The sequence below is a fragment of the Acinetobacter sp. C13 genome, assembly GCF_016809775.1.
In the GTDB taxonomy this organism is placed as follows: domain Bacteria; phylum Pseudomonadota; class Gammaproteobacteria; order Pseudomonadales; family Moraxellaceae; genus Acinetobacter; species Acinetobacter pittii.
In genome coordinates this window covers 635,154-657,984 of record NZ_JAFBJL010000001.1, presented here as the reverse complement: position 1 = coordinate 657,984, position 22,831 = coordinate 635,154, and the positions used below count along the sequence as shown (strand labels likewise).

Annotated in this window: 22 protein-coding genes; 6 read left to right on the top strand and 16 right to left on the bottom strand. The window is 39.1% G+C overall.

The annotated features are described in order from the left end of the window. Positions 1-6 precede the first annotated feature (6 nt). On the bottom strand, positions 7-1,044 hold the full coding sequence (locus JGE69_RS03255; protein ID WP_199112266.1) for a putative 2-aminoethylphosphonate ABC transporter substrate-binding protein: 1,038 nt from the start codon (positions 1,042-1,044) through the stop codon (positions 7-9). Between the two features lie 91 nt (positions 1,045-1,135). Next, a complete protein-coding gene (locus tag JGE69_RS03250) occupies positions 1,136-1,858 on the bottom strand; it encodes a UTRA domain-containing protein (protein WP_032052979.1) in 723 nt (240 codons plus the stop codon). Between the two features lie 1,239 nt (positions 1,859-3,097). Between JGE69_RS03250 and alr the strand changes: the two genes are divergently transcribed. Further along, positions 3,098-4,390, top strand: a complete 1,293-nt coding sequence (alr, locus tag JGE69_RS03245; RefSeq protein WP_044101965.1) for an alanine racemase — start codon at positions 3,098-3,100, stop codon at positions 4,388-4,390. A gap of 148 nt (positions 4,391-4,538) precedes the next feature. Here the strand turns inward: alr and pobA are convergent, their stop codons facing one another. After that, the gene (gene pobA / locus JGE69_RS03240; protein WP_199112265.1) at positions 4,539-5,753 is read right to left on the bottom strand and encodes a 4-hydroxybenzoate 3-monooxygenase; all 1,215 of its coding nucleotides are present in this window, start codon (positions 5,751-5,753) and stop codon (positions 4,539-4,541) included. A gap of 141 nt (positions 5,754-5,894) precedes the next feature. Between pobA and pobR the strand changes: the two genes are divergently transcribed. Beyond that, entirely contained in the window at positions 5,895-6,710 is an 816-nt protein-coding gene (gene pobR, locus JGE69_RS03235) for an IclR family transcriptional regulator PobR (protein WP_057086190.1), read from the top strand. 56 nt (positions 6,711-6,766) lie between these two features. Here the strand turns inward: pobR and JGE69_RS03230 are convergent, their stop codons facing one another. Beyond that, positions 6,767-7,363, bottom strand: coding sequence for an NAD(P)H-dependent oxidoreductase (locus tag JGE69_RS03230; protein WP_199112264.1), 597 nt, complete (start codon positions 7,361-7,363; stop codon positions 6,767-6,769). Positions 7,364-7,461: 98 nt separating this feature from the next. On the opposite strand from JGE69_RS03230, the gene JGE69_RS03225 reads away from it, so the two are divergent. Continuing rightward, positions 7,462-8,373, top strand: a complete 912-nt coding sequence (locus JGE69_RS03225) for a LysR family transcriptional regulator (RefSeq protein ID WP_199112263.1) — start codon at positions 7,462-7,464, stop codon at positions 8,371-8,373. 56 nt (positions 8,374-8,429) lie between these two features. Here the strand turns inward: JGE69_RS03225 and JGE69_RS03220 are convergent, their stop codons facing one another. Next, positions 8,430-9,011, bottom strand: a complete 582-nt coding sequence (locus JGE69_RS03220) for a TetR/AcrR family transcriptional regulator (protein ID WP_199112262.1) — start codon at positions 9,009-9,011, stop codon at positions 8,430-8,432. A gap of 414 nt (positions 9,012-9,425) precedes the next feature. Between JGE69_RS03220 and JGE69_RS03215 the strand changes: the two genes are divergently transcribed. Both JGE69_RS03215 and JGE69_RS03210 read left to right on the top strand, forming a co-directional pair. After that, complete coding sequence (locus tag JGE69_RS03215) at positions 9,426-9,935, top strand: helix-turn-helix domain-containing protein (RefSeq protein WP_199112139.1); 510 nt, start codon at positions 9,426-9,428, stop codon at positions 9,933-9,935. 5 nt (positions 9,936-9,940) lie between these two features. Then, positions 9,941-10,810 (top strand): IS3 family transposase, encoded by an 870-nt coding sequence (locus JGE69_RS03210; protein ID WP_155726865.1) that lies wholly within the window; start codon positions 9,941-9,943, stop codon positions 10,808-10,810. Between the two features lie 351 nt (positions 10,811-11,161). Here JGE69_RS03210 and JGE69_RS03205 read toward each other — a convergent pair whose 3' ends face one another. Next, positions 11,162-11,962, bottom strand: coding sequence for an MspI family type II restriction endonuclease (locus JGE69_RS03205; RefSeq protein ID WP_199112260.1), 801 nt, complete (start codon positions 11,960-11,962; stop codon positions 11,162-11,164). Positions 11,963-12,054: 92 nt separating this feature from the next. On the opposite strand from JGE69_RS03205, the gene dcm reads away from it, so the two are divergent. Continuing rightward, positions 12,055-13,311 (top strand): DNA (cytosine-5-)-methyltransferase, encoded by a 1,257-nt coding sequence (dcm, locus tag JGE69_RS03200; protein WP_199112258.1) that lies wholly within the window; start codon positions 12,055-12,057, stop codon positions 13,309-13,311. A 191-nt stretch (positions 13,312-13,502) separates the two neighbouring features. On the opposite strand, the gene JGE69_RS03195 is transcribed toward dcm, so the two are convergent. The 10 genes from JGE69_RS03195 to paaD all read right to left on the bottom strand — a co-directional run bounded on the left by JGE69_RS03195 (position 13,503) and on the right by paaD (position 22,825). Next, positions 13,503-13,886, bottom strand: a complete 384-nt coding sequence (locus JGE69_RS03195; RefSeq protein WP_199112257.1) for a PaaI family thioesterase — start codon at positions 13,884-13,886, stop codon at positions 13,503-13,505. A 77-nt stretch (positions 13,887-13,963) separates the two neighbouring features. Next, the gene (locus JGE69_RS03190) at positions 13,964-14,569 is read right to left on the bottom strand and encodes a DapH/DapD/GlmU-related protein (protein WP_199112256.1); all 606 of its coding nucleotides are present in this window, start codon (positions 14,567-14,569) and stop codon (positions 13,964-13,966) included. After that, positions 14,556-15,521: a phenylacetic acid degradation operon negative regulatory protein PaaX gene (paaX, locus tag JGE69_RS03185; protein WP_000062822.1), complete on the bottom strand. Its 966-nt coding sequence runs from the start codon at positions 15,519-15,521 to the stop codon at positions 14,556-14,558. Before paaX ends, JGE69_RS03190 begins: the two co-directional genes overlap by 14 nt. 53 nt (positions 15,522-15,574) lie before the next feature. Continuing rightward, a complete protein-coding gene (paaK, locus tag JGE69_RS03180; protein WP_199112255.1) occupies positions 15,575-16,864 on the bottom strand; it encodes a phenylacetate--CoA ligase PaaK in 1,290 nt (429 codons plus the stop codon). A 40-nt stretch (positions 16,865-16,904) separates the two neighbouring features. Beyond that, a complete protein-coding gene (pcaF, locus tag JGE69_RS03175) occupies positions 16,905-18,113 on the bottom strand; it encodes a 3-oxoadipyl-CoA thiolase (protein ID WP_199112254.1) in 1,209 nt (402 codons plus the stop codon). A gap of 12 nt (positions 18,114-18,125) precedes the next feature. Further along, the gene (locus JGE69_RS03170) at positions 18,126-19,664 is read right to left on the bottom strand and encodes a 3-hydroxyacyl-CoA dehydrogenase (RefSeq protein WP_199112253.1); all 1,539 of its coding nucleotides are present in this window, start codon (positions 19,662-19,664) and stop codon (positions 18,126-18,128) included. A 2-nt stretch (positions 19,665-19,666) separates the two neighbouring features. Continuing rightward, on the bottom strand, positions 19,667-20,458 hold the full coding sequence (gene paaG / locus JGE69_RS03165; RefSeq protein WP_114183224.1) for a 2-(1,2-epoxy-1,2-dihydrophenyl)acetyl-CoA isomerase PaaG: 792 nt from the start codon (positions 20,456-20,458) through the stop codon (positions 19,667-19,669). After that, on the bottom strand, positions 20,458-21,231 hold the full coding sequence (locus JGE69_RS03160) for an enoyl-CoA hydratase-related protein (protein WP_199112252.1): 774 nt from the start codon (positions 21,229-21,231) through the stop codon (positions 20,458-20,460). The genes paaG and JGE69_RS03160 overlap by 1 nt, the downstream gene beginning before the upstream one ends. Before the next feature lie 8 nt (positions 21,232-21,239). After that, on the bottom strand, positions 21,240-22,301 hold the full coding sequence (gene paaE / locus JGE69_RS03155; protein ID WP_199112251.1) for a 1,2-phenylacetyl-CoA epoxidase subunit PaaE: 1,062 nt from the start codon (positions 22,299-22,301) through the stop codon (positions 21,240-21,242). Positions 22,302-22,324: 23 nt separating this feature from the next. Continuing rightward, on the bottom strand, positions 22,325-22,825 hold the full coding sequence (gene paaD / locus JGE69_RS03150) for a 1,2-phenylacetyl-CoA epoxidase subunit PaaD (protein WP_199112249.1): 501 nt from the start codon (positions 22,823-22,825) through the stop codon (positions 22,325-22,327). Positions 22,826-22,831 lie beyond the last annotated feature (6 nt).

Sequence of the window (22,831 nt, the reverse complement as noted above, 5' to 3'; positions counted from 1 at the left end):
AAAAGATCACTTTTCAAAACGCTTTGACCATTCAGCCAAAATACGTTCACGCTGCTCTGCCGCCCAATAAAAATCATTTTTTACGAGCATTTGGGGAAGGTTTTTCGGGAAGTCCATAGTGGTATTTTCAATGCCTTTGTAGGCCACCATTGAAAAGTTATGGGCATAGGCTTCATTTGCCGCTTTGCTTACCGACCAATTTATAAATTTTTGTGCGCTACTTAATTTCTTGGTTCCTTTCACAATTGCTGAGGCTTCCATTTCCCAACCTAAACCTTCAGTTGGATAAACCACTTCTAAAGGTGCACCCTCTGCTTTTAATTTAAAGGCTGGATAACCGAAGGAAATTCCAATTGGGATTTCGCCCTGTGCAGCCATCTTGCAAGGTTTTGAGCCAGAGTGAGGATATTGTGAAATGTTTTTATCTAAAGCCTGCATATAGTCCCATGCCTGCTTTTCGCCCCAAATTTGCATCCAAGCCGTGACATCTAAATAGCCTGTGCCACTCGAAGCTGGATTTGGCATCACAATCAGGTTTTTATAAATGGGGTTGGTTAAATCTTTCCAAGTTTTTGGAATTGGTAACTTACGTTTTTCTAATTCGACTTTATTTACACAAATTGCAGATTCCCATGCATCCATACCCGTCCAAGTCAGTACAGGTTTTTGACTTACAAATTCTGGTTTTAAATTTTGAACACCTTCAGGTTTGAAAGGCTCAAGCATGTCTTTCTTTTCCATGACCAGTAAACTGGTTAAAGCCACACCAAAAACCACATCCGCTTGTGGGTTTTTCTGCTCTGCCAAAAGTTTAGCGGTGATCACCCCTGTTGAATCACGTACCCATTTTACTTTTAGCTCTGGATAGGCTTTGTGTAATTCCTCTTGGTATTGCTTAAGCTGATCGGCTTCCACTGCCGTATAGACTGTAATTTCTTCTGATTGTTTTGATGTTGCTGATGAACATCCCATTTGAATAGCGACCACCACACCTAAAACTGATGCAGTGCCGAGTTTAATTGTCTGTTGAACATACTGTTTCATCTGCAAACCATCGAATGCAATTATTTGATGATCGTATTTCAACAGCTTTATATGACAGTTTAATTAATCTGGTTTAAACCAGATTGTATTTTTATGCTCGCGCTTCGAAATGTAAATCTAAAACATCATGTAGCCAATATTCTTGGTCGACATCAGTAATCACGCCTTCTTCATTTCTATTACTACGACGAATATATAAACCGAGCGCGCCTACATTGACATGAAGTGCTTTGGCCTGCTGTTCCGATAAAGCGGTTGGATACAGATTAATGTCAGCTCTGGTGATATGGCAGTTATATTGATTTGCCATCAGTAAAGTAATCGATTGCTTAAGATCATGAGTTAAAAACTCAGGGAAAAACTCGGCGTTAACACGTAAATGCTCCACCAAAACAGGTCGACCATTAATACAACGACGTCGCCAAACTGAATAAATCGGATGCCCTTTTTCAACTTTTAAATGCTTGGCATCCCAAGAAGTAGCCTGAGTCAGTTCACTCGAAATCACTTCTGTCGAAGGTTCATAGCCTTGTTCAATCACAAACTGATTAAAGTTTTTTGTAGATTGCGGGTGATAAATAATACGAGGAGAACGAACATACCAACCACGACGGTCTAATCGATAAATCAGGCCATCAGTTTCCAAAGCCAACAAAGCTTCACGTGCAGCCACTCGAGTGGTTTGGAATTGTTCTGAAAGCACTCTTTCCGAAGGGAGTTTTGCGTGGGCTTTTAATACGCCAGATTCAATATCGTGGGCAATTGCATCGCGGATAGGAATATATTTAGGTATGCGAGCTTGGTCCTGTTCCATACAAACTTAGAATTTATAAATAAAGAAATTAATAGCAATATACTGAAAAAATGTGACAAAAGCTTTTATTAATGCTGATCTTTTAAGCAAAACGCGTCCTATTCCCCGCTTTTTTCCAATTCATTTTTTCATAAAAAATGGTGGGTGTACCAATGGCTTCGAAAAACCTTCCTTAGCTCATTTGTTCATCAAGAAAAATCGGCATGGCATAGCCATTACATCATATTTAATTAGACACTTTTTAAGATAAAAATTCATATTTCTGTACGGACTCTTACACAGGAATTGATGGTTTGCACTAAAAATCAATATAAGCCCTCCTATATTACATCCTTGTAGAATTAGAATAATATGATCAAGAAAAAATCAAAACATCCTAAGCAATAAAAAACACACTCATCATCTTATATTTATAAAGTCTTAATACAAAATTATACATTTAATAAAAACTAAAATATTAAGAAAATTACTTAACTTCAAAACAAACATAAAATTTTAATTTAACTAAAATCTTAAACAATAAATCAAATTAAAAAAAGAATATAAGACATACCAGTTCATTTATTACACAAAACCAAGGCTAAACACTTGTGGTTAAACAACACCCAATTATTCAATCAATCTAATTAATATTTTATTTATAAAATTTAAATTAACTTATTAAAAACTATTAAATATGATATTAGACGCTTAAAAATTGACTAAAAATAATCCATAACTTCTAAACAGTTTCAATAAACAACAAATAAATTAATGAAAAATATAGTAATTTTAATTTTTTTCATTCTATTGAATAAAATTACGGATATTTATTCCCCCAATTTTTTTATATTTTACCAACTGATAAAAATACAATCCAATATATTTAAAAAAATAAAAAAATCTTTTGTAATAATAAAGTTAATTATTTACCAAATGTTATATTTTAAAAAATTTAATTAAAAACAGCACCAATAAATAGATTAAAAAAATAACATTCAAAAAATTATAATAATTTTTCTTCTTGTTTTTTTATGAATGTATATTTAGATTTAATTAAGATTAATTGAAATCAGATTTGTATTTTTTCAATTTAGTTTAAGCAAATTAAATTTTACTTAATAGCGACTATAATATTTTAAGGAGAAAGTATTATTACGACCAAATCATGTGGCATTTTAAATCAATTATATTTCAGTACTTAACCATAAAAATCCACCCAGCATTAAATTATATTTAGCCAGGAAAGATTAAAAACTCATGAAACTTAAAACAAAATTTTCTCATCTCGCTTATAGCTGTGCATTAATATTATTCGGTTCGGTGCAATTTGCTCATGCAGCTCCCTTACTTACTCCCCATGTTACAAATGAAGTAAGCCCTGCTCCTACAGCCAATGCATGGATAGAAATTGATACTCAAGCTTTTGAAGATAATATTAAAAGGACGAGTCAGTTACTTAATGGCAAAACACAACTTTGTATAGTCATGAAAGCTAACGCATACGGCCATAGTATTGATCTACTTATGCCAAGTGTTATGAAGTTAAATGTATCTTGTATTGGCATTACCAGTAATGCTGAAGCGGCTATAGTGCGTAAGCATGGCTATAAAGGCAAAATTACACGTTTACGTACCGCCACAGATAGTGAAATTATTAACGCACAGGCTTTAAATATTGAAGAGCTTTTAGGTAATTATGACCAAGCTGCCCGCATGTCTAAATGGGCAGAAGCGAACAATACAACTGTTCATTACAGCTTGGCTTTAAATTCAGGCGGTATGGATCGTAATGGTCTTGAAATGTCTACGGCTCTAGGCAAAGAACAAGCTGTGGCGATCACCAAACTCCCTCATCTTAAAATTGACGGCATTATGACTCACTATGCCGTAGAAGATGAAAAATTTGTTCGTGAGCGTCTGGCGCAATTTAATGAACAAACCGCATGGTTGATTAAAAAAGCCAAACTGAATCGTAAAGAATTAACATTACATACAGCTAATTCATTTGCTACCGTAAATGTTCCTGAATCACATTTAGATATGGTTCGTGCAGGTGCAATTATATATGGTGATTTTCCTAATCACCCTGAATTTAAAGGTATGATGGCATTTAAAACACAAATTGCCGCAGTGAATAATTACCTTAAAGATTCAACTGTAGGTTATGACCAAACCTATACCTTGAAACGTGACTCTAGACTCGCAAACCTCCCTGTAGGTTATTCGGATGGCTACCGTCGTAGTTTTAGTAATAAAGCTTTTGTATTAATAAATGGACAAAAAGCACCAGTGGTTGGTCGAGTATCAATGAATACTGTTATGGTTGATGTAACCGATATTCCAGAGGCCAAAGCAGGTGATGAAGTTGTATTATTTGGTCGTCAAGGCAATGCGGAAGTTAAAACGAGTGATTTAACGAGTCTTACAGGCCATATTTTGACAGAAGCCTATATCCCTTGGAGTAACTCTAACCCACAAGTGATTAAACCCCTTCAATCTCAGCAACAAGTGATATTAACCAATAATAAAGTTGCGGCAAAGGCCAACTAAACTTTAGGTGAATTGATAGGTAGCCCTATATTTTGAATAAGTATCGGGCTACTTTTAGCCGAATCACATCTTTTAAGCGATTTTATTCCATCCAGTTTTTTACATAAAAAAAGAGCATTTGCATGCCCTTTTTATTTTTACTTAGTCTTTAGCTTGCGTGCTTGAAACTATCAATTTGCTTAATCTCATAAGGCAAACCGACATAGTTTTCGGCCAATGTGGTTTTACCTGCGATCGAGCCAAGCACATAACTTAACTCGGCTTGTTTAATCTTATGATCAAACTCGCTTTCAGTTTCAAAACGATGCAATAAATGAGTCATCCACCAAGAAAAACGCTCAGCTTTCCATACACGTTGTAGGCATTTTTCAGAGTATTCATTTATACCTTGCTCGGAACCTTCGACATAATATTCAACAAGCGCACTTGATAAATAAGCAATATCAGAAGCCGCGAGATTAAGGCCTTTTGCTCCTGTCGGTGGAACAATATGCGCAGCATCACCTGCTAAAAATAGTTTTCCGAAACGCATTGGCTCGGTCACAAAGCTGCGCAACGGCGCGATACTTTTTTCAATAGAAGGTCCTGTCACTAGCTTTTCGCGGCTTTCAGGGTCTAGGCGGTTTTTTAGCTCATCCCAGAACTTTTCATCCGACCAATCTTCGACGTGATCTGTTAAAGGGACTTGTAAATAATAACGGCTACGTGTTTCTGAACGCATACTACATAAAGCAAATCCACGCTCTGACTGTACATAAATGAGTTCATCGGCTACAGGTGGCACATCGGCCAACACCCCTAACCAGCCAAACGGATAAACTTTTTCAAAGGTTTTAATTTTATCGTCTGGCACGCTGGCACGGCAGACACCGTGGTAGCCATCACAACCAGCAATAAAGTCACACTGAATTTGAAAGGCTTTACCTTGGTATTCAAACTCAACTTTTGGTGCAGTGTAAAAATCTTTCACTTGTACATTTTGAGCTTCATAAAATGAAGTGAGCTGCTCTGCTTCACGCGCAGTCATTAAATCTTTGGTGACTTCGGTCTGACCATATACGGTCACTTGTTTGCCACCCGTGAGTGCAGCCAAATCAACGCGATGCAATTCACCATTGGTTAAGATTTCGATGCCTGAATGCGGTAATCCTTTGTCTTTTAGGTTTTGGTCAACGCCTGCTTGTTTCAGTAAGTCGACTGAAACTTGCTCTAAAATTCCTGCACGAATCCGCGAAGCCACATATTCAGCACTACGTTGCTCAACAATAATATGGTCGATGCCAGCTTTATATAGAAGTTGCCCAAGCAATAACCCTGCTGGTCCAGATCCAATAATTGCAACCTGTGTCTTTAAAATATCCATAACTTCATCCTTGTTTCATCCTGACTTTTAAATTACTGGCTTTAAGTTTTGTGCACTATGTATCCAAGACGAAAATAACCGTTTATCATTTAGTTTGTCCGAATAGCGGACAGAAACAACCAAAATAACAGGAATGAAAGGATGCCTTCTCTCGATGCTTTTTTAGAGCACCCAAACTCGCATGAGAAAATTCGTCAAGAAGACTACATTGCAGGGTTAGCAAAAGGCTTAGCTTTACTCGAAGCTTTTGGAACGGATCGCCAGCGGCTTAATGTCACTCAAGTAGCCGAGCGAACCGGTATTAGTCGTACAGCAGCAAGGCGTTATCTTAAAACTTTAAAATACTTAGGCTATTTAGAAACAGATGAACATTACTTTTGGCTCACGCATCGCGTGCTGCGCTTTTCGAGCTCTTATCTAAGCTCTGCCCACCTGCCTAAAGTTGCTCAATCATTTTTAAATCTTTTGTGTGCGCAGACGTCTCTGACTTTTTCAATTGTGGTGTTAGACGATAACGAAGTGGTGCCAATTGCGCGTAGCTATTTACCACAGCAAGATAATTTACGTGTAAGCCCGTATGGCATGCATTTAGGAAACCGACTGCCTGCCCATGCCACGTCTACAGGTAAAGTATTGCTGGCAGCACTGCCCGAAGAAGCCCAACATACATGGGTAAAAAAATACGGTTTAAAACGTTTGACCCCGTTTACCATTGTAGATGAGTCAAAGTTTTTTGAAGTACTTAAGGGTATTTCTTTATCGGATTATTGTCTTTCTAAAGAAGAACATGAGCTTGGCGTAATTGCGATTGCAGTGCCTGTATTTAATGCACAAGGTCAAGCCATTGCTGCGCTTAACTGTATGTCGCAAACCAACCGTGTACAAGAAGATTATTTGGTTCAGCAAATTTTGCCATTGCTGCGCAACACGGCAAATGAACTCAGGAATGTAATTTAAATAGACTTAGAAACTCTTGTTATCTATTAGAAGTACAAGAGTTTCAACTCATGATTTTAAATGGCGAATTCTTTAACTTGCTGATTTGCCAAATCTAAAGCGTTGCTGCGATAGGCCTGCATGTCTAAGCCTTCTGCATAGATAAAATCGACGTCATGAATGCCCATTAGCCCTAACACCGCTTTGAGATAAGGCGTGACTGCCTCAGTTTCTTGGCCCACGTGAATACCACCCCGACTACTTACCACCACCGCTTTTACCCCTTCCACCAAACCTTGAGGATAAGTTTCGGTGTAGCGGAATGTTTGTCTTGCACGTGCCACCAAGTCAAACCAGTTTTTGAGTTGAGTCGGGACATTTAAGTTGTACATGGGTGCGCCAATAATTAGTAAATCAGCACTTTTTAATTCAGCAATTAATTCATCAGACAAAGCAACATTCTGCTGAATGTCTTGATTTATATTTTCAGCCCCACGAAGCGCCTGAAAAATTTCCAGATCTAATACAGGTAGGTTCATTTCAGCCAAATTGCGTATGGTGATGTCATCTTGCAAACCTTGGTCTTTACGGTGTTCAAGCATTACATCGATTAGGCGATTGGTTTGTGAACCCTCACCCATAATGCTGGATTTTAATACCAATATTTTAGCCATGACCATCTCCACATTTTTGATGAAACCATATTAACTCCACAATAAATTCAACAGTGGTGATATTATTTCTTAATATTGGTTCCATTTAGGCAACAATAATGCAACATGAACTAAGTGCAATATCTATATTTGTGACTGTGGTTGAAGCTGGAAGTTTTATAAAAGCTGCCGAGCAATTGCATTTAACTCGCTCAGCCATTAGTAAAAATATTGCTCGTCTTGAAGATCAGCTTGGCGTTGCTTTATTTAAAAGAACAACACGTTCGCTCAGCATGACTGACGAAGGTGCTTTGTTTTATGAGCATAGCCTCCGAGCGTTAAGTGAAATACAAAATGCGGCGGCGTTATTAGACCAAGGGAAAATAAACGCAACAGGCCGTTTAAGAATGTCTGTGCCAGTGTTGTTCGGGCAACTCTTTGCTGCCCCGCTCATGGTTAAATTTGCTCAACAGCACTCGGACTTACAGCTAGAAATTTCATTTAATGACCGAAATGTAGACTTGGTTGAAGAAGGTTTTGATTTATGCATCCGCATCGGGGCGTTACCTGACACCACTCAACTCGTTGCCAAACAGATTGGTGAACATCGAATGCTACTTTGTGCCTCACCTGACTATTTAAATGAAGCAGGTCCATTAGAACATATTGAAGACTTAGACCAGCACGCCACGATTGCCGATCCGCATTTTGGTCAAATGCAAAAATGGCGACTTCAAAAGGAAAATAACGAACCTTTATTTATAAAACCCAAAGCAAAACTTCTTTTAAATGACTTACAAGCCATTAAAAATGCAGCGCTTGCTGGAGCTGGTATCGCTTGGCTGCCCGATTGGCTCATTCAAAATGAATTACAGGACAGTAAGCTGGTACAAGTGTTAGAAACCATGTCTAGCATTGCTTTTCCGATTCATTTGGTATGGCCTACACTGCCTTTTATGCCACTAAAAACCCGCCTTGCAATAGATTATTTGGTGCAGCATTTACCCCCTGAACTGAACAAACAAGCTTAAAATAGATAAAACCTTGCCCACTGGAACAAGGCTTTTTTAATATTCAAAGCCAACGTTTATTGCTTATATTCAAATGCATTGACCGCCTTATTTGCATTAAGGAAACAATCCAACATCTTTTCCCGATCAATTGCCCCATCTGAGCTTAAAAGCTGAATAATTGTGCCCTCCACCATATATAAAAATAGTTTGGCGTCCTGAAAAGTCGCATCGGTTTTTAGTTTTATCAGCTGGCTATAAATTTCATTCAGCAGCCATGTGCGATATCTCACTGCGGTGATATAGGCTTTTGGATAGGTCAGTTTCGTTTCGAACATGGCTTTAAATAATAGGTAGTACATCCCCTCTACATCGGTATGTAAGAAATAAAGCTGTTTGAGTTTATCGGCCGCGCTTGTGTCTTGGGCATACTCAACAATTGAGACCACTTTTTCTTTTAAACGTTCTTTTTGCACGATCAAACAGATTTCAATAAACCGCTCTTTTGAATGGAAAAAGTTATAAAAAGTCGCTTTAGTAATTTCACATTCTTTGACAATTCGATCTACTCCAACGGTATGAAAGCCACGATGGTGAAATAAATCAATCGACTTGTCGATGACGTGTATGGCACGGGAAGAAAGCACTAACTTTGGCATAGTTTTACCGTTATAAATTCTTGTTGTTTGTAAATGAGATAAAAAAGCCTGTGCCCTTTTTGGGAGAAAAAAAGGCACAGCAAAGCCGTAAAGACTGTGCTTGGCACATCTCAAGTTTTGTTGTTGCTAAGTTTTAAGTAAAAATGACTTTAAGCCTGAAAACCTTAGGGCGATCAAGCTGCTTTAATTTTTAAGCTGTGTCGTTATAGCTTTTGGCTTCGAGAGCCAAGAAATAATGGATGTGCAAAGCCAACTCCTTTTTATGGGGAGTTCTGCCGACATTTAAATTATGGTGGCAGAACGAGAAAGGGTTCGCGGACTGGGAAAGATAAACCAGCACACCCGAAGGTGTCCCTCTCCCGTCCTGAACTGCACCCCATAAGTTAGACTTTTTAAACTTATGAGGTGTGTCCTATGCCAGTTCCAAAGCATTCAAAAGAGTTAAAATTAAAAGTCATTCAGGCTTATTTAGATGGAAGTAAAGGCTATAAAATCCTTTCACAAGAATTTAATGTAGATCTCCAAACAGTCCGGCTATGGATTGAAAACTATAAGGCACAAGGTGAAGATGGCTTAAATGTTAAAACTAAAAAAACCTACTACTCTTCCGAATTTAAAATCAAGGCTGTACAAATGCTTCTTGATAAGGTACCTGTAAGAGAAGTTAGAAGAAGGTTAAATCTGAGCGGGACGTCAATTTTAAGAAGGTGGCTAGCTCAGTATTATAAAGAAAGGATTGCTGGGTTTAATACCACGAGGATTTATAACAATATGGTTAAACAAGATAAAACTAAAATAACCAAGCCTGTAAAAGATGACAAAGATAAATCTCAGCAGGAGCTCATTGATGAAGTGACCGCTTTACGTGCAGAGGTTGCCTTTTTAAAAAAGCTAAAAGCCTTAAAACTGAAGCAACGTACCTAAATTCAATTTCTACTGCAGACAGTGTTCAAGTTATTTCAGAATTAAGGCAAATTTATCCATTAAAGCTCTTACTCAGTATTGCCAAGATCGCTCGTAGTACTTATTTCTATCACATGAAAGCTGTACGCTCTAAGGATAAATATACTGAGTTAAAACAGCAGATCAAGTCCATATATCACAAGCATAAGGGATGCTATGGCTATCGTAGAATTACTCTTGCTCTGAAACATATAGGAATAATGATTAACCACAAGTGTGTATATCGCCTCATGAAATCTATGGGGCTGAAGTCACGTATCAGAGCACTAAAATATCGTTCATATAAAAGTGGCTGTGTAGGAACAATAGCTGATAACGTTTTACAACGGCAATTTAAAGCAAATCTCCCAAATCAAAAATGGGCAACTGATGTAACGGAATTTAATTTAAAAGGTGAAAAACTTTATCTATCTCCAATTATAGATTTATTTAATGGGGAAATTATTACCTTCCGAATCCAACGTAAACTCAATTATGAGTTAGTGAAAGATATGCTCATTCATGCTTTAGCTAAACTTAAGCGACATGAGAAACCAATTCTCCATTCAGATCAAGGATGGCAATATCAAATGGCTCATTACCAACAGCAATTAAAGCAACACGGTTTAATTCAAAGTATGTCTCGTAAGGGAAATTGTTTGGACAATGCTGTAATAGAAAGCTTCTTTGGAATATTAAAATCGGAGTGCTTTCATGGTGAAAAATTTCAATCAATTGATGAGTTAGAGAAAACTATACGAGAGTACATTCATTATTATAATCATGAGAGAATCAAGGTGAAGCTACAAGGATTATCCCCTGTACAATATAGAAATCAGTTTATAAAAACTGCTTAATTAACTGTCCAACTTTATGGGGTCAGATCATCCTACCGCAACGGGAGGAGACGAGGAGTTCACGCATAAGACTATCCCTCAGAAGGAATAACTCTGATGCGATCTTTCAACACGGTCCGCGACGACCGACTGGCAATGTAGGCCAGCAGGCAAAGAATAGTGCCCAACCCTATTGCAGTCAAGCACGCAAAATGCCATTTGTTTTAAATTAAATCATTAGAAAAGTAAGGCTAAATAATGAGTGGATTATTGTTAAGTTGAGAAATAAAAACAGCCTTGGGAGGCTGTTTTATTTGAGCTCGAAAGATTACTTATAAAGTTCTTTTTATTTTAAAGAAACTTTATAATTTATTATCCTTTAAACTGAATTTTCTTCCCTTTACTCCCTGTTGCATAAGTCCAACTTAATCCTGTACCAAAACCGCCACTTCTCGGCTGCCCTTTAAGATTTAACATAATTTTGTCAATATATCCTTCGATATCATATACATTTACAGCCTTAAAGGTGTTTCCTAAATGTCCGCTATTTTTAGGGTGATGTAAATCAAAACGAATTACATATTCAGGATATCGAATATCTTCATATGTTGGTTTTGCATTTAATGTAATACACCATCTGACCAAGTCGCGAACATGAGGGGCTAAATTTGTTCTTAGGTATATTCGTTCTGTTGGTGTAAAATTTTTGGCACTCGCATCCGTTTGATGCTTTTCTAAAAGAGAAATCAATATTGGATCAGTAATAGATAAGTCATTTATAATCGTAGCAACATCATATTCCGCAAAAGATACTTTAGGCACTGTAGACTGCTTTACATTCAATGGTACTAAACGAGTAGTACCATTTACTAAAAAGATAGTCAGATACACATCGGTCTTAGGAGTCCCCCCATTTGCTGTTGGAGGAATTCCCTTACGACTAGATGAAATGGTAAGTATTTGAGAAATATCTAAGTTTAGATACTTTAAGATTTTATTTGCAATATCGTATTCCAATGAATTAGCTGGCCAACTTTGTAGCGTTAATATGTCTTTAAATATAGCTTCTATAAAATCTTCATATACATCACCTAAGGCATCAGTTAATGCACCTGGGTTCACAATCTGCTGAATATTGTATTTTTGATATAAAGTAAGAAGTAATGAGCTCATTTTTTCTACATGCAAAACGTAAAATCATATAAGATCTTGCTAAACAAAACATTTATACGGATAATTAGGAAAAATATAGATTTTGTCCGACTATGAAACCTGAATTATTAAAATTGATTCGTAAAAAATTGAATCTAACTCAAAAGCAAGCTGCTGAAATAATTGAAGTTAGTGATAAGACATGGCAACAATGGGAAGCAGGTAAAACTGATATGCACCCTGCGTATTACTCTTTCCTTCAAGATAAACTAAAAGATAAAATTAATTTTGATGAATTAAACGTTCAAAAAACAAGCAAAAAAGAGTTTTTTGATAAATATAGCCTGAATCAAATTAGTAAAAATGCTGAAGAATTAGCAGAGATTACACATATTGAAGAAAGAAAACATGCTGCCAATAGTGATTTTAAATTTATTGACTTATTTGCAGGTATTGGTGGAATAAGGCAATCATTTGAAATAAATGGCGGAAAATGTGTTTTCTCTTCTGAAATAGATACCTTTGCAAAATTCACGTATTATACAAATTTTGGTGTAGTTCCATTTGGAGACATTACAAAGATTGAAGCTGGTAGTATTCCGCAGCATGATATTCTATGTGCAGGTTTTCCATGCCAGCCATTTAGTCATATTGGTAAAAGAGAAGGTTTTGAACATCCAACTCAAGGAACAATGTTCCATGAAATTGTTCGTATCATAGAAACAAAAAAGACACCTGTTCTATTTTTAGAAAATGTTCCTGGCTTAATTAATCATGATGACGGAAATACATTAAAAGTAATCATTAATACATTGGAAGATATGAAATATAAGGTTCACCATACTGTACTAGATGCGAGTCATTTTGGTGTACCACAAAAGCGTAAACGTTTTTATTTAGTTGCTTTCCTAAATCACAATATCAAATTTGAATTTCCTAAACCGCCAATGATTTCTAAAGATATTGGGGAGGTTCTAGAAAGTAATGTAAATGGATATAGTATTTCAGAGCACTTACAAAAAACTTATCTTTTCAAAAAAGACGATGGTAAGCCTACTTTAATTGATAAAAATACGACTGGAGCTGTTAAAACATTAGTTTCTACTTATCACAAGATTCAGCGATTAACTGGTACTTTTGTTAAAGACGGGGAAACTGGTGTCCGCCTTTTAACAACAAATGAATGCAAAGCTATTATGGGATTCCCTAAAGATTTCGCTATTCCAGTATCAAGAACTCAAATGTACCGTCAAATGGGAAATTCCGTTGTAGTTCCTGTTGTTACAAAAATTGCAGAACAAATTAGTTTGGCTCTAAAAAGCGTGAAACAAACGTTACCAAAAGAAAATTTTGAGCTAGAACTAAATTAATAATGATAGCCCCAAACATGGGGCTATCTAATTTAATTGGTGCTATATAAAGTATAGAAATAAAATCATTTATAATTAAATAATTATTGGTATATATCACAATTTAAGTACATCATTCAAAATAACCAGCTTATTCAACGTTATTATTAATTTAAGTTTTACTCTAGAACTAATTACCAAATAACCACATATCACGGCGCAAGTCTGTAACAAGTAGACGTAAATAAAGCGACTCTATTATTCAAACCGTCTGTTATCACCACTTCATAATGCGCGAATTTTTTACTACTGCCGACCTTGGTTGCCGCTGCAAATAACACCTTATCTTTCGCACCGCTCATATAACGAATATCCGCCTGTAGGCCAGTATATGGCGCATCCCCTGCATTACAAGCCATCGCAAAAGCAATATCGGCTAAAGAAAATATGACACCACCATGCACGCCGCCCAAGGCATTCATGTGTTCGTCTTTCACATTAAGTTGACAACGCGCTTCATCAAAACTGCGATGCAGCACTTGTACACCCAAAAGCTCTGCGAATTGATCAACCGCAGTGGTTTCCATTTTTTGCACAAACGTCTCCCTACTCGTGCGAGTATTCCTTAAATGTTATGAATCTATCTGTATTGAAATCGACTGATTAAAAGCCGTTAAACACTATCTTGTTTAATCTGATAGTTTGAAGAACTAAAGTCCTTATAGGTCAGGCGGTCATTCAACTCTGAGCTTAAAGGCTGAACTTCTTGCATTGAGTTTAAGCAGCGCTGTGCAAGCTCAATGTATTCTTGCGTGCCGCGGGTTTTCCACTTTTTTTCTTGTTCTGATAAATCACGTGCAACCTTGGCAGGACTTCCCATTGCCAATACATTTGCCGGAATAACATCTTTAGTTTTGACCAGACTATTTGCCCCAATAATGGTGTTTTCACCAATTTCAGCGTAGTCCAAAATCACGCTGTTCATGCCGACTAAAACATTTTTTCCAATGCGGCAACCATGCAAAATTGCCCCATGCCCTATGTGCCCCATTTCCTCAACTAAAGTCACGCTTTGCGGAAAACCATGTACGGTGCAGCTATCTTGTATATTGGCATTTTGCTTAATGTGGATACGTCCAAAATCTGCACGCAATGAAGCAAATGGCCCCACATATACGCCCGCTTCAATAATCACATCACCAATTAAAACAGCGGTTGGGTGTACAAAAGCCTCTGGGCTTACGACAGGAATAACACCGTCAATACTATAACAAGGCATGATTTAACCTCTCATTTGTCGCCACCAAACCTCCGAAACGACGCCAATAATGTGCTGTGGCATTTGGCATTGGTCCTTCTGCTGTTGCGGCAACAGACAAGAAGTATTCATCCGCAGGTTCAAATACTTTTTTATAAATATTCATTGATAAAGTTCGTGCACTAATCGCAGGCCAGTCAGTTGGCAACAATTCAAGCGGTAATGCAGGGTCTTTCAATAAAATCCGTCGATAATAATGAATCAGCAAAGTTCGAATCTGAAAGGCCTGAACAGGTTCGAGTTGTTCGTTTTCCTGCATCAGCAACACGCCAATTTCTCTAAAAATATCGAGAAACTGTAAATATCTTTGGCGCAATTCATCGATGGGCCAGTTGGTTCTAAGCATACGACCAATGGTATCAACCGAATTATTAAAGAGCTGCAAGGTTTCGGCTTTAAACACCACCACTTGCTCACTCATATTTAAGTCAACCAACAAGCGTTGCAGTTCAATACGGTTACAACCCGGATAAGCCATTAGGTTTGTCGAAATATTGGCAAATCCTAACCATTCAAGTTCTTTCTTTAACAACGCTTTATTTTCAGTGTCGAGGCTAGACATCAGAATAAGATCCCAATAATGGTCCCACTCTTTCATCTGATCGTTATAAATGCGTTGCTCGGCCTGCAAATAAGTCGAACGGCTTGAATCGGTAATTCGATAAAAACTGGTTCTGCCGATTTTGTCTGAACATAACCAATCATTTTTAACTAAACGAAAAACAGAGGTTCTTACAGCGCGGTCATTAAAACCAAATAGCTCTAATAACTGAATCAGGCTCGCAAGACTAATGTTTCCACCCCGATGAAGTACTGAATCTCCAAAAATTGTCGAAATAAGCGAAGTTCCACTTAAGGTTTCATTCTTTACAACAGAATCAATTATTTGCTGTATTTTTGCACTCATACTCATGTCTTGGCGTTTAGTTTCAGGGTATAGATTCTATACCCTGAATGATCTTGATGTTAAGCAATCTGACGCATATCGATTACCCGCTTTGCCTTTCCTTCCGAACGAGGTAAGGTCGCTTCTGTCACAACTTCTACAGTAACGCTAATCCCAATCATGGTTTTAATGCGTTTCATCAACTCCTGAGCAAGTTGATTGGCCTGTATATTACAGTTATGACACATCTCTGTACGAATATGCAAAGTATCCATATGGCCTTTCTTAGTCACCAAAATTTCATAATTTGGAACTAAATGCGGAACTTGCAAAATTTGCTCTTCAATCTGAGTCGGGAAAACGTTCACACCGCGAATAATCAGCATGTCGTCACTACGGCCCACAATTTTATCCATTTTACGCATTGCCAGATTTTCACCCGGTAGTAAGCGGGTCAAATCACGAGTACGGTAACGAATAATCGGTAAGCCTTCTTTGGTAATGGTGGTAAAGACTAACTCGCCAAGTTCGCCATCCTTGCAAACTTCACCTGTTTCAGGATTAATAATTTCTGGGTAGAAATGATCTTCCCAAATCGTTAATCCCTCGCCCTCGCCTAAGCACTGCATCGCAACGCCTGGCCCCATCACCTCAGACAAACCATAAATATCGAGCGCTTTAATATTAAGACGTTCTTCAATTTCACGGCGCAGTTCGTTGGTCCATGGCTCAGCACCAAAAATACCGACTTTTAAAGACGTATTACGCGCAGTACCAAATTGTTGCTCGAGCTTTTCAATAATACTTACGCAATACGATGGCGTAACCATAATTGCAGTCGGTTTAAAGTCTTGAATAAGCTGAACTTGCTTTTCAGTTTGCCCGCCAGACATTGGAATAACCGTCGCACCTAAGCGCTCGGCACCATAATGTGCACCTAGTCCACCTGTAAACAGTCCATAGCCATAAGCCACCTGAACCATATCTTTCGCGGTTAAACCTGCCATGCGTAAGCAACGCGCAACAATGTCAGACCAAGTATTAATATCTTTTTGGGTATAACCCACCACGGTCGGTTTACCCGTTGTGCCCGATGATGCATGTAAACGCACAATTTGCTCTTGCGGTACGGCAAACATTCCAAAAGGATAGTTGTCTCTTAAATCCTGTTTGGTGGTAAATGGAAACTTCGCCAGATCGTCTAAAGTCACGAAGTCATCAGGATGTACACCCGCTTCATCGAACTTTTTCTTATAGACCGGACTATTTTCATATACAAAAGTCAGGGTTCGTTTTAACCGTTTCGTTTGCAGCTCTCTAAGCTCTGCAAGTGTTAATTGCTCAACATTATCCATTGTAAGGCTGTCCATCGCCTCTCTCCTCATTATGTAATTTTAAAAACCGTCTGAATTAATTTAAGTTTTCCAAAATCAGTGCTACGCCTTGTCCAACACCTACACACATCGTGCAAAGTGCATAGCGTCCACCGCGTTTTTTTAGCTCACGTGTTGCCGTAATCACTAAACGTGTACCACTCATACCGAGCGGATGTCCGAGTGCAATCGCACCACCATTCGGGTTAACACGTTCATCGTCATCTTTTAGACCGAGTTCACGCATACAAGCCAAAGATTGGGCTGCGAATGCTTCATTCAGCTCAATCACATCCATCTGATCTAGCGTTAAACCTGTCTGCTTTAAAATTTTCTGCACAGCCGGAACAGGGCCTATACCCATATATTTGGGTTCAACCCCTGCACTTGCAATGCCTATCACGCGTGCTAAAGGTTTTAAACCATGTGTATTTGCAAATTCACGGTTGGTAATTAACACACACGCAGCGCCGTCATTTACACCAGAGGCATTTCCGGCAGTCACCGAGCCACCTTCTTTTTTAAATGGCGCTTTTAACTTAGCGAGTGCTTCAAGTGTCGTTTCACGCGGATGTTCATCACGGTTCACCACAACCACGTTTTTCTTACGGTCTACAATCTCGACAGGCAAAATCTCTTCGTTAAAGAAACCGTTTTGTTGTGCCGCAGCCGTTTTTTGCTGGCTACGCAATGCAAACGCATCTTGGTCTTCACGACTAATCTGATATTTTTCAGCTACATTTTCGGCTGTTTCGGGCATGCTGTCGATGCCGTATTGTGCTTTAAGTTGCTTATTTACAAAGCGCCAGCCAATGGTGGTGTCATAAATTTCAGGTGTACGGCTAAATGCTTCAGTTGGTTTAGCTTGTACAAATGGTGCACGGCTCATTGATTCCACACCACCTGCCAACACGAACTGCGCTTCACCTGCTTTAATTGAGCGTGCTGCAAGTCCTACCGCATCTAAACCCGAGGCACATAAACGATTGACGGTCATGGCTGGAACTGTATCAGGTAAGCCTGCTAACAGTGTTGCCATACGTGCAACGTTACGGTTGTCTTCACCTGCTTGGTTGGCACATCCCAAAAACACTTCGTCTACCGTATTCCACGGTAGGTTCGGGTGTTTATCTTTTAAATATTTGATCGGCAATGCAGCTAAATCATCTGCACGTACAGCACTTAGGGCACCTGCATATCGTCCAATTGGGGTACGAATAAAATCGCAAATTAAAACGTCTTCCATGTTGACTCCTGATTATGCAAATTCGGTCATATCACGTGAATATTGGGTAGCAATATTTTGAGTTTTTGCTACATATTGCTTGAGGTAGATACTCGCGCGATATTTTTCCTCTCCATACAGTGCATATAAGTTATTTAAGGTTTGGAGCACATAAGCGCCACCCATTTGTGTCAACCACTGGTAAGGGCCTTTAGGATAATTCACTCCATATTTCATGGCATTATCAATATCTTCCAGACTCGCAACACCATGTAAACTTGCTTCGCAGGCTTCATTAATGAGTAAAGCGATGGTACGTAAGGTTAACAGTGCCGGATGGTCTTTAATCCACATCACGCTAATACCAAACTGCGCAAAGTAAGCTTCAACTTTAGCCAGATCACTTGCTTCACAAAGTTCGTTATGACTGAGTACTAAAGCCTCTGCCTGTGCAAAATCATGATGCCAATCCATTAAAACCACTTTACGGCTTAAGTAATGAATATTGGCAGACTCACCTTGGCTTAAACGCAAGTCGATATCATCAATTTGAAGGATATTGTCGTCGCTCGCAGATCCGCTTTTTAAACCTAAACGCGTTAAAAAAGCAGGTAGCTGAGACCAAGTCCCTTTTAGCTGAATATGGGCATCAACTGGTTTGGCAACCACAGCTTGAGGTTGAAATGTCTCGTACTGATTTTTTTCGTTATAGCTATAGAAACCCTGTTTTGATTTACGGCCCCAAGCACCTGCATCGACCAATTCCTTTTGAATGAGACTTGGACGGTAGCGTGGTTCGTAAAAAAACTCTTGGTAAACGCTTTGGGTCACCGAAAAGTTAACATCTTGCCCAATGAGGTCGGTGAGTTCACACGGCCCCATCGCAAAACCGCCGCATTGCTTTAAAGCATAGTCTAGTTGGTCATAGCTAGTGACTTGTTCTTGCAGTGCTCTAAAGCCTTCTGCATAAAACGGACGAGCAATTCGGTTAACAATAAAACCAGGAGTCGACTTGGTGAGTACTGGAATTTTTTTCCAATTCAACATCAAGTTTTTTAGAGCCAAACATAAGCTGTTTGGTGTTTTTAAGCCTTGTACAATTTCAACCAGTTTCATGACTGGCGCAGGGTTAAAAAAGTGTAAACCTACTACACGCTCAGGGTGAGCAATGCCCGCCGAAATTGCAGTCACTGAAATTGAAGATGTATTGCTTGCAAAAATGGTTTGCGCACTACAAATTTCAGCAAGTTGCTTAAATAAAGACTGTTTAACTTCTTTTTTCTCAACAACAGCTTCAATCACCAAGTCGGCATCACGCAGCGCTTCAACTTGATTGACCACAGTTAAACGCGCTAAGGCTTCATCAGCTTGCTGCTGTGTGAGCTTGCTCTTTTCAACCAGCTTTTTAAACGTTTGCCCCAAGCCGTGAACAGCTTGTTGCGCTTTTTGAGCGTCCAGATCATATAAAATGGTCGAGTGCCCATTAATGATGGCTAACTGAGCAATGCCGATACCCATGGTGCCAGAACCAATAACGGCAATTCCGGCACGAGATAAGTCTAAATCTGTCATGCTTAGCGCCCTTTAAAATTTGGTTCACGTTTATTCATAAAGGCTTGTACCCCTTCACGATAATCTTCTGAACGACCCGCAATACGTTGTAAATCTCGCTCTAACAGCATTTGCTCATCAAAGGTGTTATTACTTGATTGATGAATGGCTTTTTTAATAAGAGATAAACCAAAAGTAGGTTGTTTCGCTAGACGTTCAGCGAGTTCAGTCACTTTTGTTTTAAGCTCGGCGTCCTCAACAACATCCCAAATCATGCCCCATTCTTTTGCGGTTTCTGCTGGTAGCTTGTCACCTAACAAGGTCAAGCCCATCGCACGCGCATGACCTACAGCACGAGGTAAAAACCATGTACCAGCCGAGTCTGGAACTAAACCTAAGCGGCAAAATGCTTGTACGAAGTTTGCCGATTTAGCTGCAATCACCAAGTCACACGCCAGAGCAATATTTGCCCCTGCACCTGCTGCCACACCATTTACGGCGCAAATCACAGGCTTTGGCATATTTACAATCGTTTTAATGAGCGGGTTATAGTAAGTTTCAATGGAATATCCTAAATCTGGAGCTTCAGCATTTGGGTCTACTACACGATCACCTAAATCTTGCCCTGCACAGAAGCCACGGCCTTCACCACTAATCACAACACAGCGAACTTCCGGATTTTTAGTCCACAGGTTTAAAACCTCAGCCACTTCACGATGCATATCAACGTTAAAGCTATTCAGTGCTTTTGGGCGGTTAAATGTCAGGTAGCCAACACCATTTTTTTCTTCAGCAATAATATTTTGATAGTCCATCACTCACCTCTAAACACTGGCTTTCTTTTCTCAAAGAAAGCATTAATCCCTTCGTTTCGATCTTTTGTAGCCGCCAGCCAGACAAAGTTTTGACGTTCAAACTTAAGTCCCTGACTTAACGTTGTTTCATGAATACTTTTAATTGATTGTTTAATCACACGAATCGCTAAAGGCGCTTGTTTGGCAATTTTGGCTGCAAGTTGAACCGCATATTCGACGGTTAATTCGGTCGGCACCACTTGACTGCAAATGCCATGTTGCTCTGCCTGCTTTGCCGAAATCATTTCACCTGTCATGGCCCAGCGCATGGTAAGCTGTTGTCCAACCAAGCGCGCTAAACGCTGTGTTCCACCTGCACCCGGCAACATACCAAGGCTAATTTCAGGTAAAGCAAAACGGGCATTTTCACCGCAAATCACCATATCTGAATGCAAAACCAACTCAAACCCAGCGCCTAAGGCATAGCCATTGACTGCGCTAATGAGTGGCTTACTAAACGCATCAATTTTTTGCCAAAGCTTCGGGCGAATATCGAGTTGCAAAGACACGGCATCCATTGCAGCCAACTCACTAAGATCTGCTCCAGCCGCAAAACACTGAGCGTTACCCGTTAAAACCACCGCTTTGACTTGAGCATTATGTTCAGCTTCTTCGAGCAACTCGCACAAATACTGCAATGTTGCATTGTTTAAAGCATTTCTTTTTTCTGGACGGTTTAAGGTTAATAACAAAACACCGTCAGTTGCTGTGCTGGCTTTGATTAACTCTTGCATAACAGCCTCTACTCATCAAAACTCAAACGAACATTTGAGCCTTTTGGTAAGGTCTGGCAGCTCAGCACATAGCCCTTTTCAACTTCATCTTCTTCAAGACTATAGTTAAGGAACATGTCGACTTCGCCTGAAAGCACCTTACAGCGACAGGTCGCACATACCCCACCTTTACAGGCATACGGTAAGTCAGCACCTGCACGTAAAGCCGCATCAAGAATACTTTCATCATCTTGAGCCACAGAAACAATCAGTTCACGACCATCTAAAATGATGTTTACTTTTTCTTCTTTACGGTTTGCATCTGCTTCAACACTACGTTTACGCGCTTGTCCTGTATGGAAACGTTCAGTGTGAATGCGCTCTTTGGCAATACCAAAGTTCGGTAAAGTATTTTCTACGGCATTCATCATTTCGTCTGGACCGCAGGCAAACACATGGTCGAAGTTTGTTTCAAGCACTTCAAAATCAAAAAGCTGTTTTAGCTTTTCTGCATCAATACGACCGTTCATTAGCTCACTATCGTTGAACTCACGAGAAAAGATATTGATGAGTTGAAAGCGTTCTTTAAACTGATCTTTCAAATCCATAATTTGCTCGGCAAACATGGTTTGTTTCCATGAGCGGTTGCCATAGAGCAAGGTAAATTTTGCTTCAGGTTGTTCAAACAAAACTTGCTTAACAATCGATAAAATTGGCGTGATACCACTGCCCGCAGCAACGCCTAAATAGTTTTGTCCGCCGATCTTGGCTGCTTTTTGAAAAAACACACCTTGTGGTGGCATGACTTCAAGCACATCGCCCACTTTTAAATGGTCATTTACCCAGTTTGAAAATTGACCCTGATCAATTTTTTTAACCGCAATACTGATGTCCTCTTTGCCCGCATAGCTACAAATTGAATAGCAACGGCGGATTTCACCCGCTTCAGTTAAATGGCGAATGGTTAAATGTTGTCCCGGTTGAAATTGAAATTGTTCTTGTTGTTCAGGTACAACGTCAAATGCAATACAAATTGCCTGATCGGTTTGCGGCGTAATACTTTTTACTTTTAATGGTACAAATTGGCTCATGGCTGATTTCCTTATCTAAAGACTTAAATACATTTGAAGTAATCAAAAGGCTCAAGACAGTCCTGACATTTATAAAGTGCTTTACAGGCGGTGGAGCTAAACTCTGTTAACAGTCGGGTATGTCGGCTTTTACAACGTGGGCACTCGACACCATCATTTAAATGAACGTGAGTTCCACATTGATGCGCCAACCCTTCAGGTGGTGCAATGCCATAAACTTGTAGTTTCTTTTTACCCGCATCAGTCATCCAGTCCGTGGTCCATGCTTCTGATAAATCGACCATGACTTTGACCGGTGTCAAAGCTTCTGCGGTAAATGCCTCAACAATTTGTGCTTTGAGCATATCTGTTGCTGGGCAACCGCTATATGTCGGAGTTAGACGAACAATAATTTCTTGTTGATCGTTAATCTCTACACCGCGAATCATGCCCAAATCGACAACCGATAAAACCGGAATTTCAGGATCACTGACCGTTTGTAGAACGTCCCAACATTGGTCGATGCAATGACGAATCATTTGCATGGCTCA

What these genes read in the sequence shown, in the direction of transcription:
- JGE69_RS03225 (WP_199112263.1), top strand. Translation starts at nt 7,462, where the DNA reads ATGCAACATGAACTAAGTGCAATATCTATATTTGTGACTGTGGTTGAA.
- JGE69_RS03190 (WP_199112256.1), bottom strand. Translation starts at nt 14,569, where the DNA reads ATGCCTTGTTATAGTATTGACGGTGTTATTCCTGTCGTAAGCCCAGAG.
- paaK (WP_199112255.1), bottom strand. Translation starts at nt 16,864, where the DNA reads ATGGACAGCCTTACAATGGATAATGTTGAGCAATTAACACTTGCAGAG.
- JGE69_RS03220 (WP_199112262.1), bottom strand. Translation starts at nt 9,011, where the DNA reads ATGCCAAAGTTAGTGCTTTCTTCCCGTGCCATACACGTCATCGACAAG.
- paaG (WP_114183224.1), bottom strand. Translation starts at nt 20,458, where the DNA reads ATGGACTATCAAAATATTATTGCTGAAGAAAAAAATGGTGTTGGCTAC.
- JGE69_RS03160 (WP_199112252.1), bottom strand. Translation starts at nt 21,231, where the DNA reads ATGCAAGAGTTAATCAAAGCCAGCACAGCAACTGACGGTGTTTTGTTA.
- paaE (WP_199112251.1), bottom strand. Translation starts at nt 22,301, where the DNA reads ATGAGCCAATTTGTACCATTAAAAGTAAAAAGTATTACGCCGCAAACC.
- alr (WP_044101965.1), top strand. Translation starts at nt 3,098, where the DNA reads ATGAAACTTAAAACAAAATTTTCTCATCTCGCTTATAGCTGTGCATTA.
- dcm (WP_199112258.1), top strand. Translation starts at nt 12,055, where the DNA reads ATGAAACCTGAATTATTAAAATTGATTCGTAAAAAATTGAATCTAACT.
- paaX (WP_000062822.1), bottom strand. Translation starts at nt 15,521, where the DNA reads ATGAGTATGAGTGCAAAAATACAGCAAATAATTGATTCTGTTGTAAAG.
- JGE69_RS03255 (WP_199112266.1), bottom strand. Translation starts at nt 1,044, where the DNA reads ATGAAACAGTATGTTCAACAGACAATTAAACTCGGCACTGCATCAGTT.
- JGE69_RS03205 (WP_199112260.1), bottom strand. Translation starts at nt 11,962, where the DNA reads ATGAGCTCATTACTTCTTACTTTATATCAAAAATACAATATTCAGCAG.
- paaD (WP_199112249.1), bottom strand. Translation starts at nt 22,825, where the DNA reads ATGCAAATGATTCGTCATTGCATCGACCAATGTTGGGACGTTCTACAA.
- JGE69_RS03170 (WP_199112253.1), bottom strand. Translation starts at nt 19,664, where the DNA reads ATGACAGATTTAGACTTATCTCGTGCCGGAATTGCCGTTATTGGTTCT.
- JGE69_RS03230 (WP_199112264.1), bottom strand. Translation starts at nt 7,363, where the DNA reads ATGGCTAAAATATTGGTATTAAAATCCAGCATTATGGGTGAGGGTTCA.
- pobA (WP_199112265.1), bottom strand. Translation starts at nt 5,753, where the DNA reads ATGGATATTTTAAAGACACAGGTTGCAATTATTGGATCTGGACCAGCA.
- pcaF (WP_199112254.1), bottom strand. Translation starts at nt 18,113, where the DNA reads ATGGAAGACGTTTTAATTTGCGATTTTATTCGTACCCCAATTGGACGA.
- pobR (WP_057086190.1), top strand. Translation starts at nt 5,895, where the DNA reads ATGCCTTCTCTCGATGCTTTTTTAGAGCACCCAAACTCGCATGAGAAA.
- JGE69_RS03250 (WP_032052979.1), bottom strand. Translation starts at nt 1,858, where the DNA reads ATGGAACAGGACCAAGCTCGCATACCTAAATATATTCCTATCCGCGAT.
- JGE69_RS03215 (WP_199112139.1), top strand. Translation starts at nt 9,426, where the DNA reads ATGCCAGTTCCAAAGCATTCAAAAGAGTTAAAATTAAAAGTCATTCAG.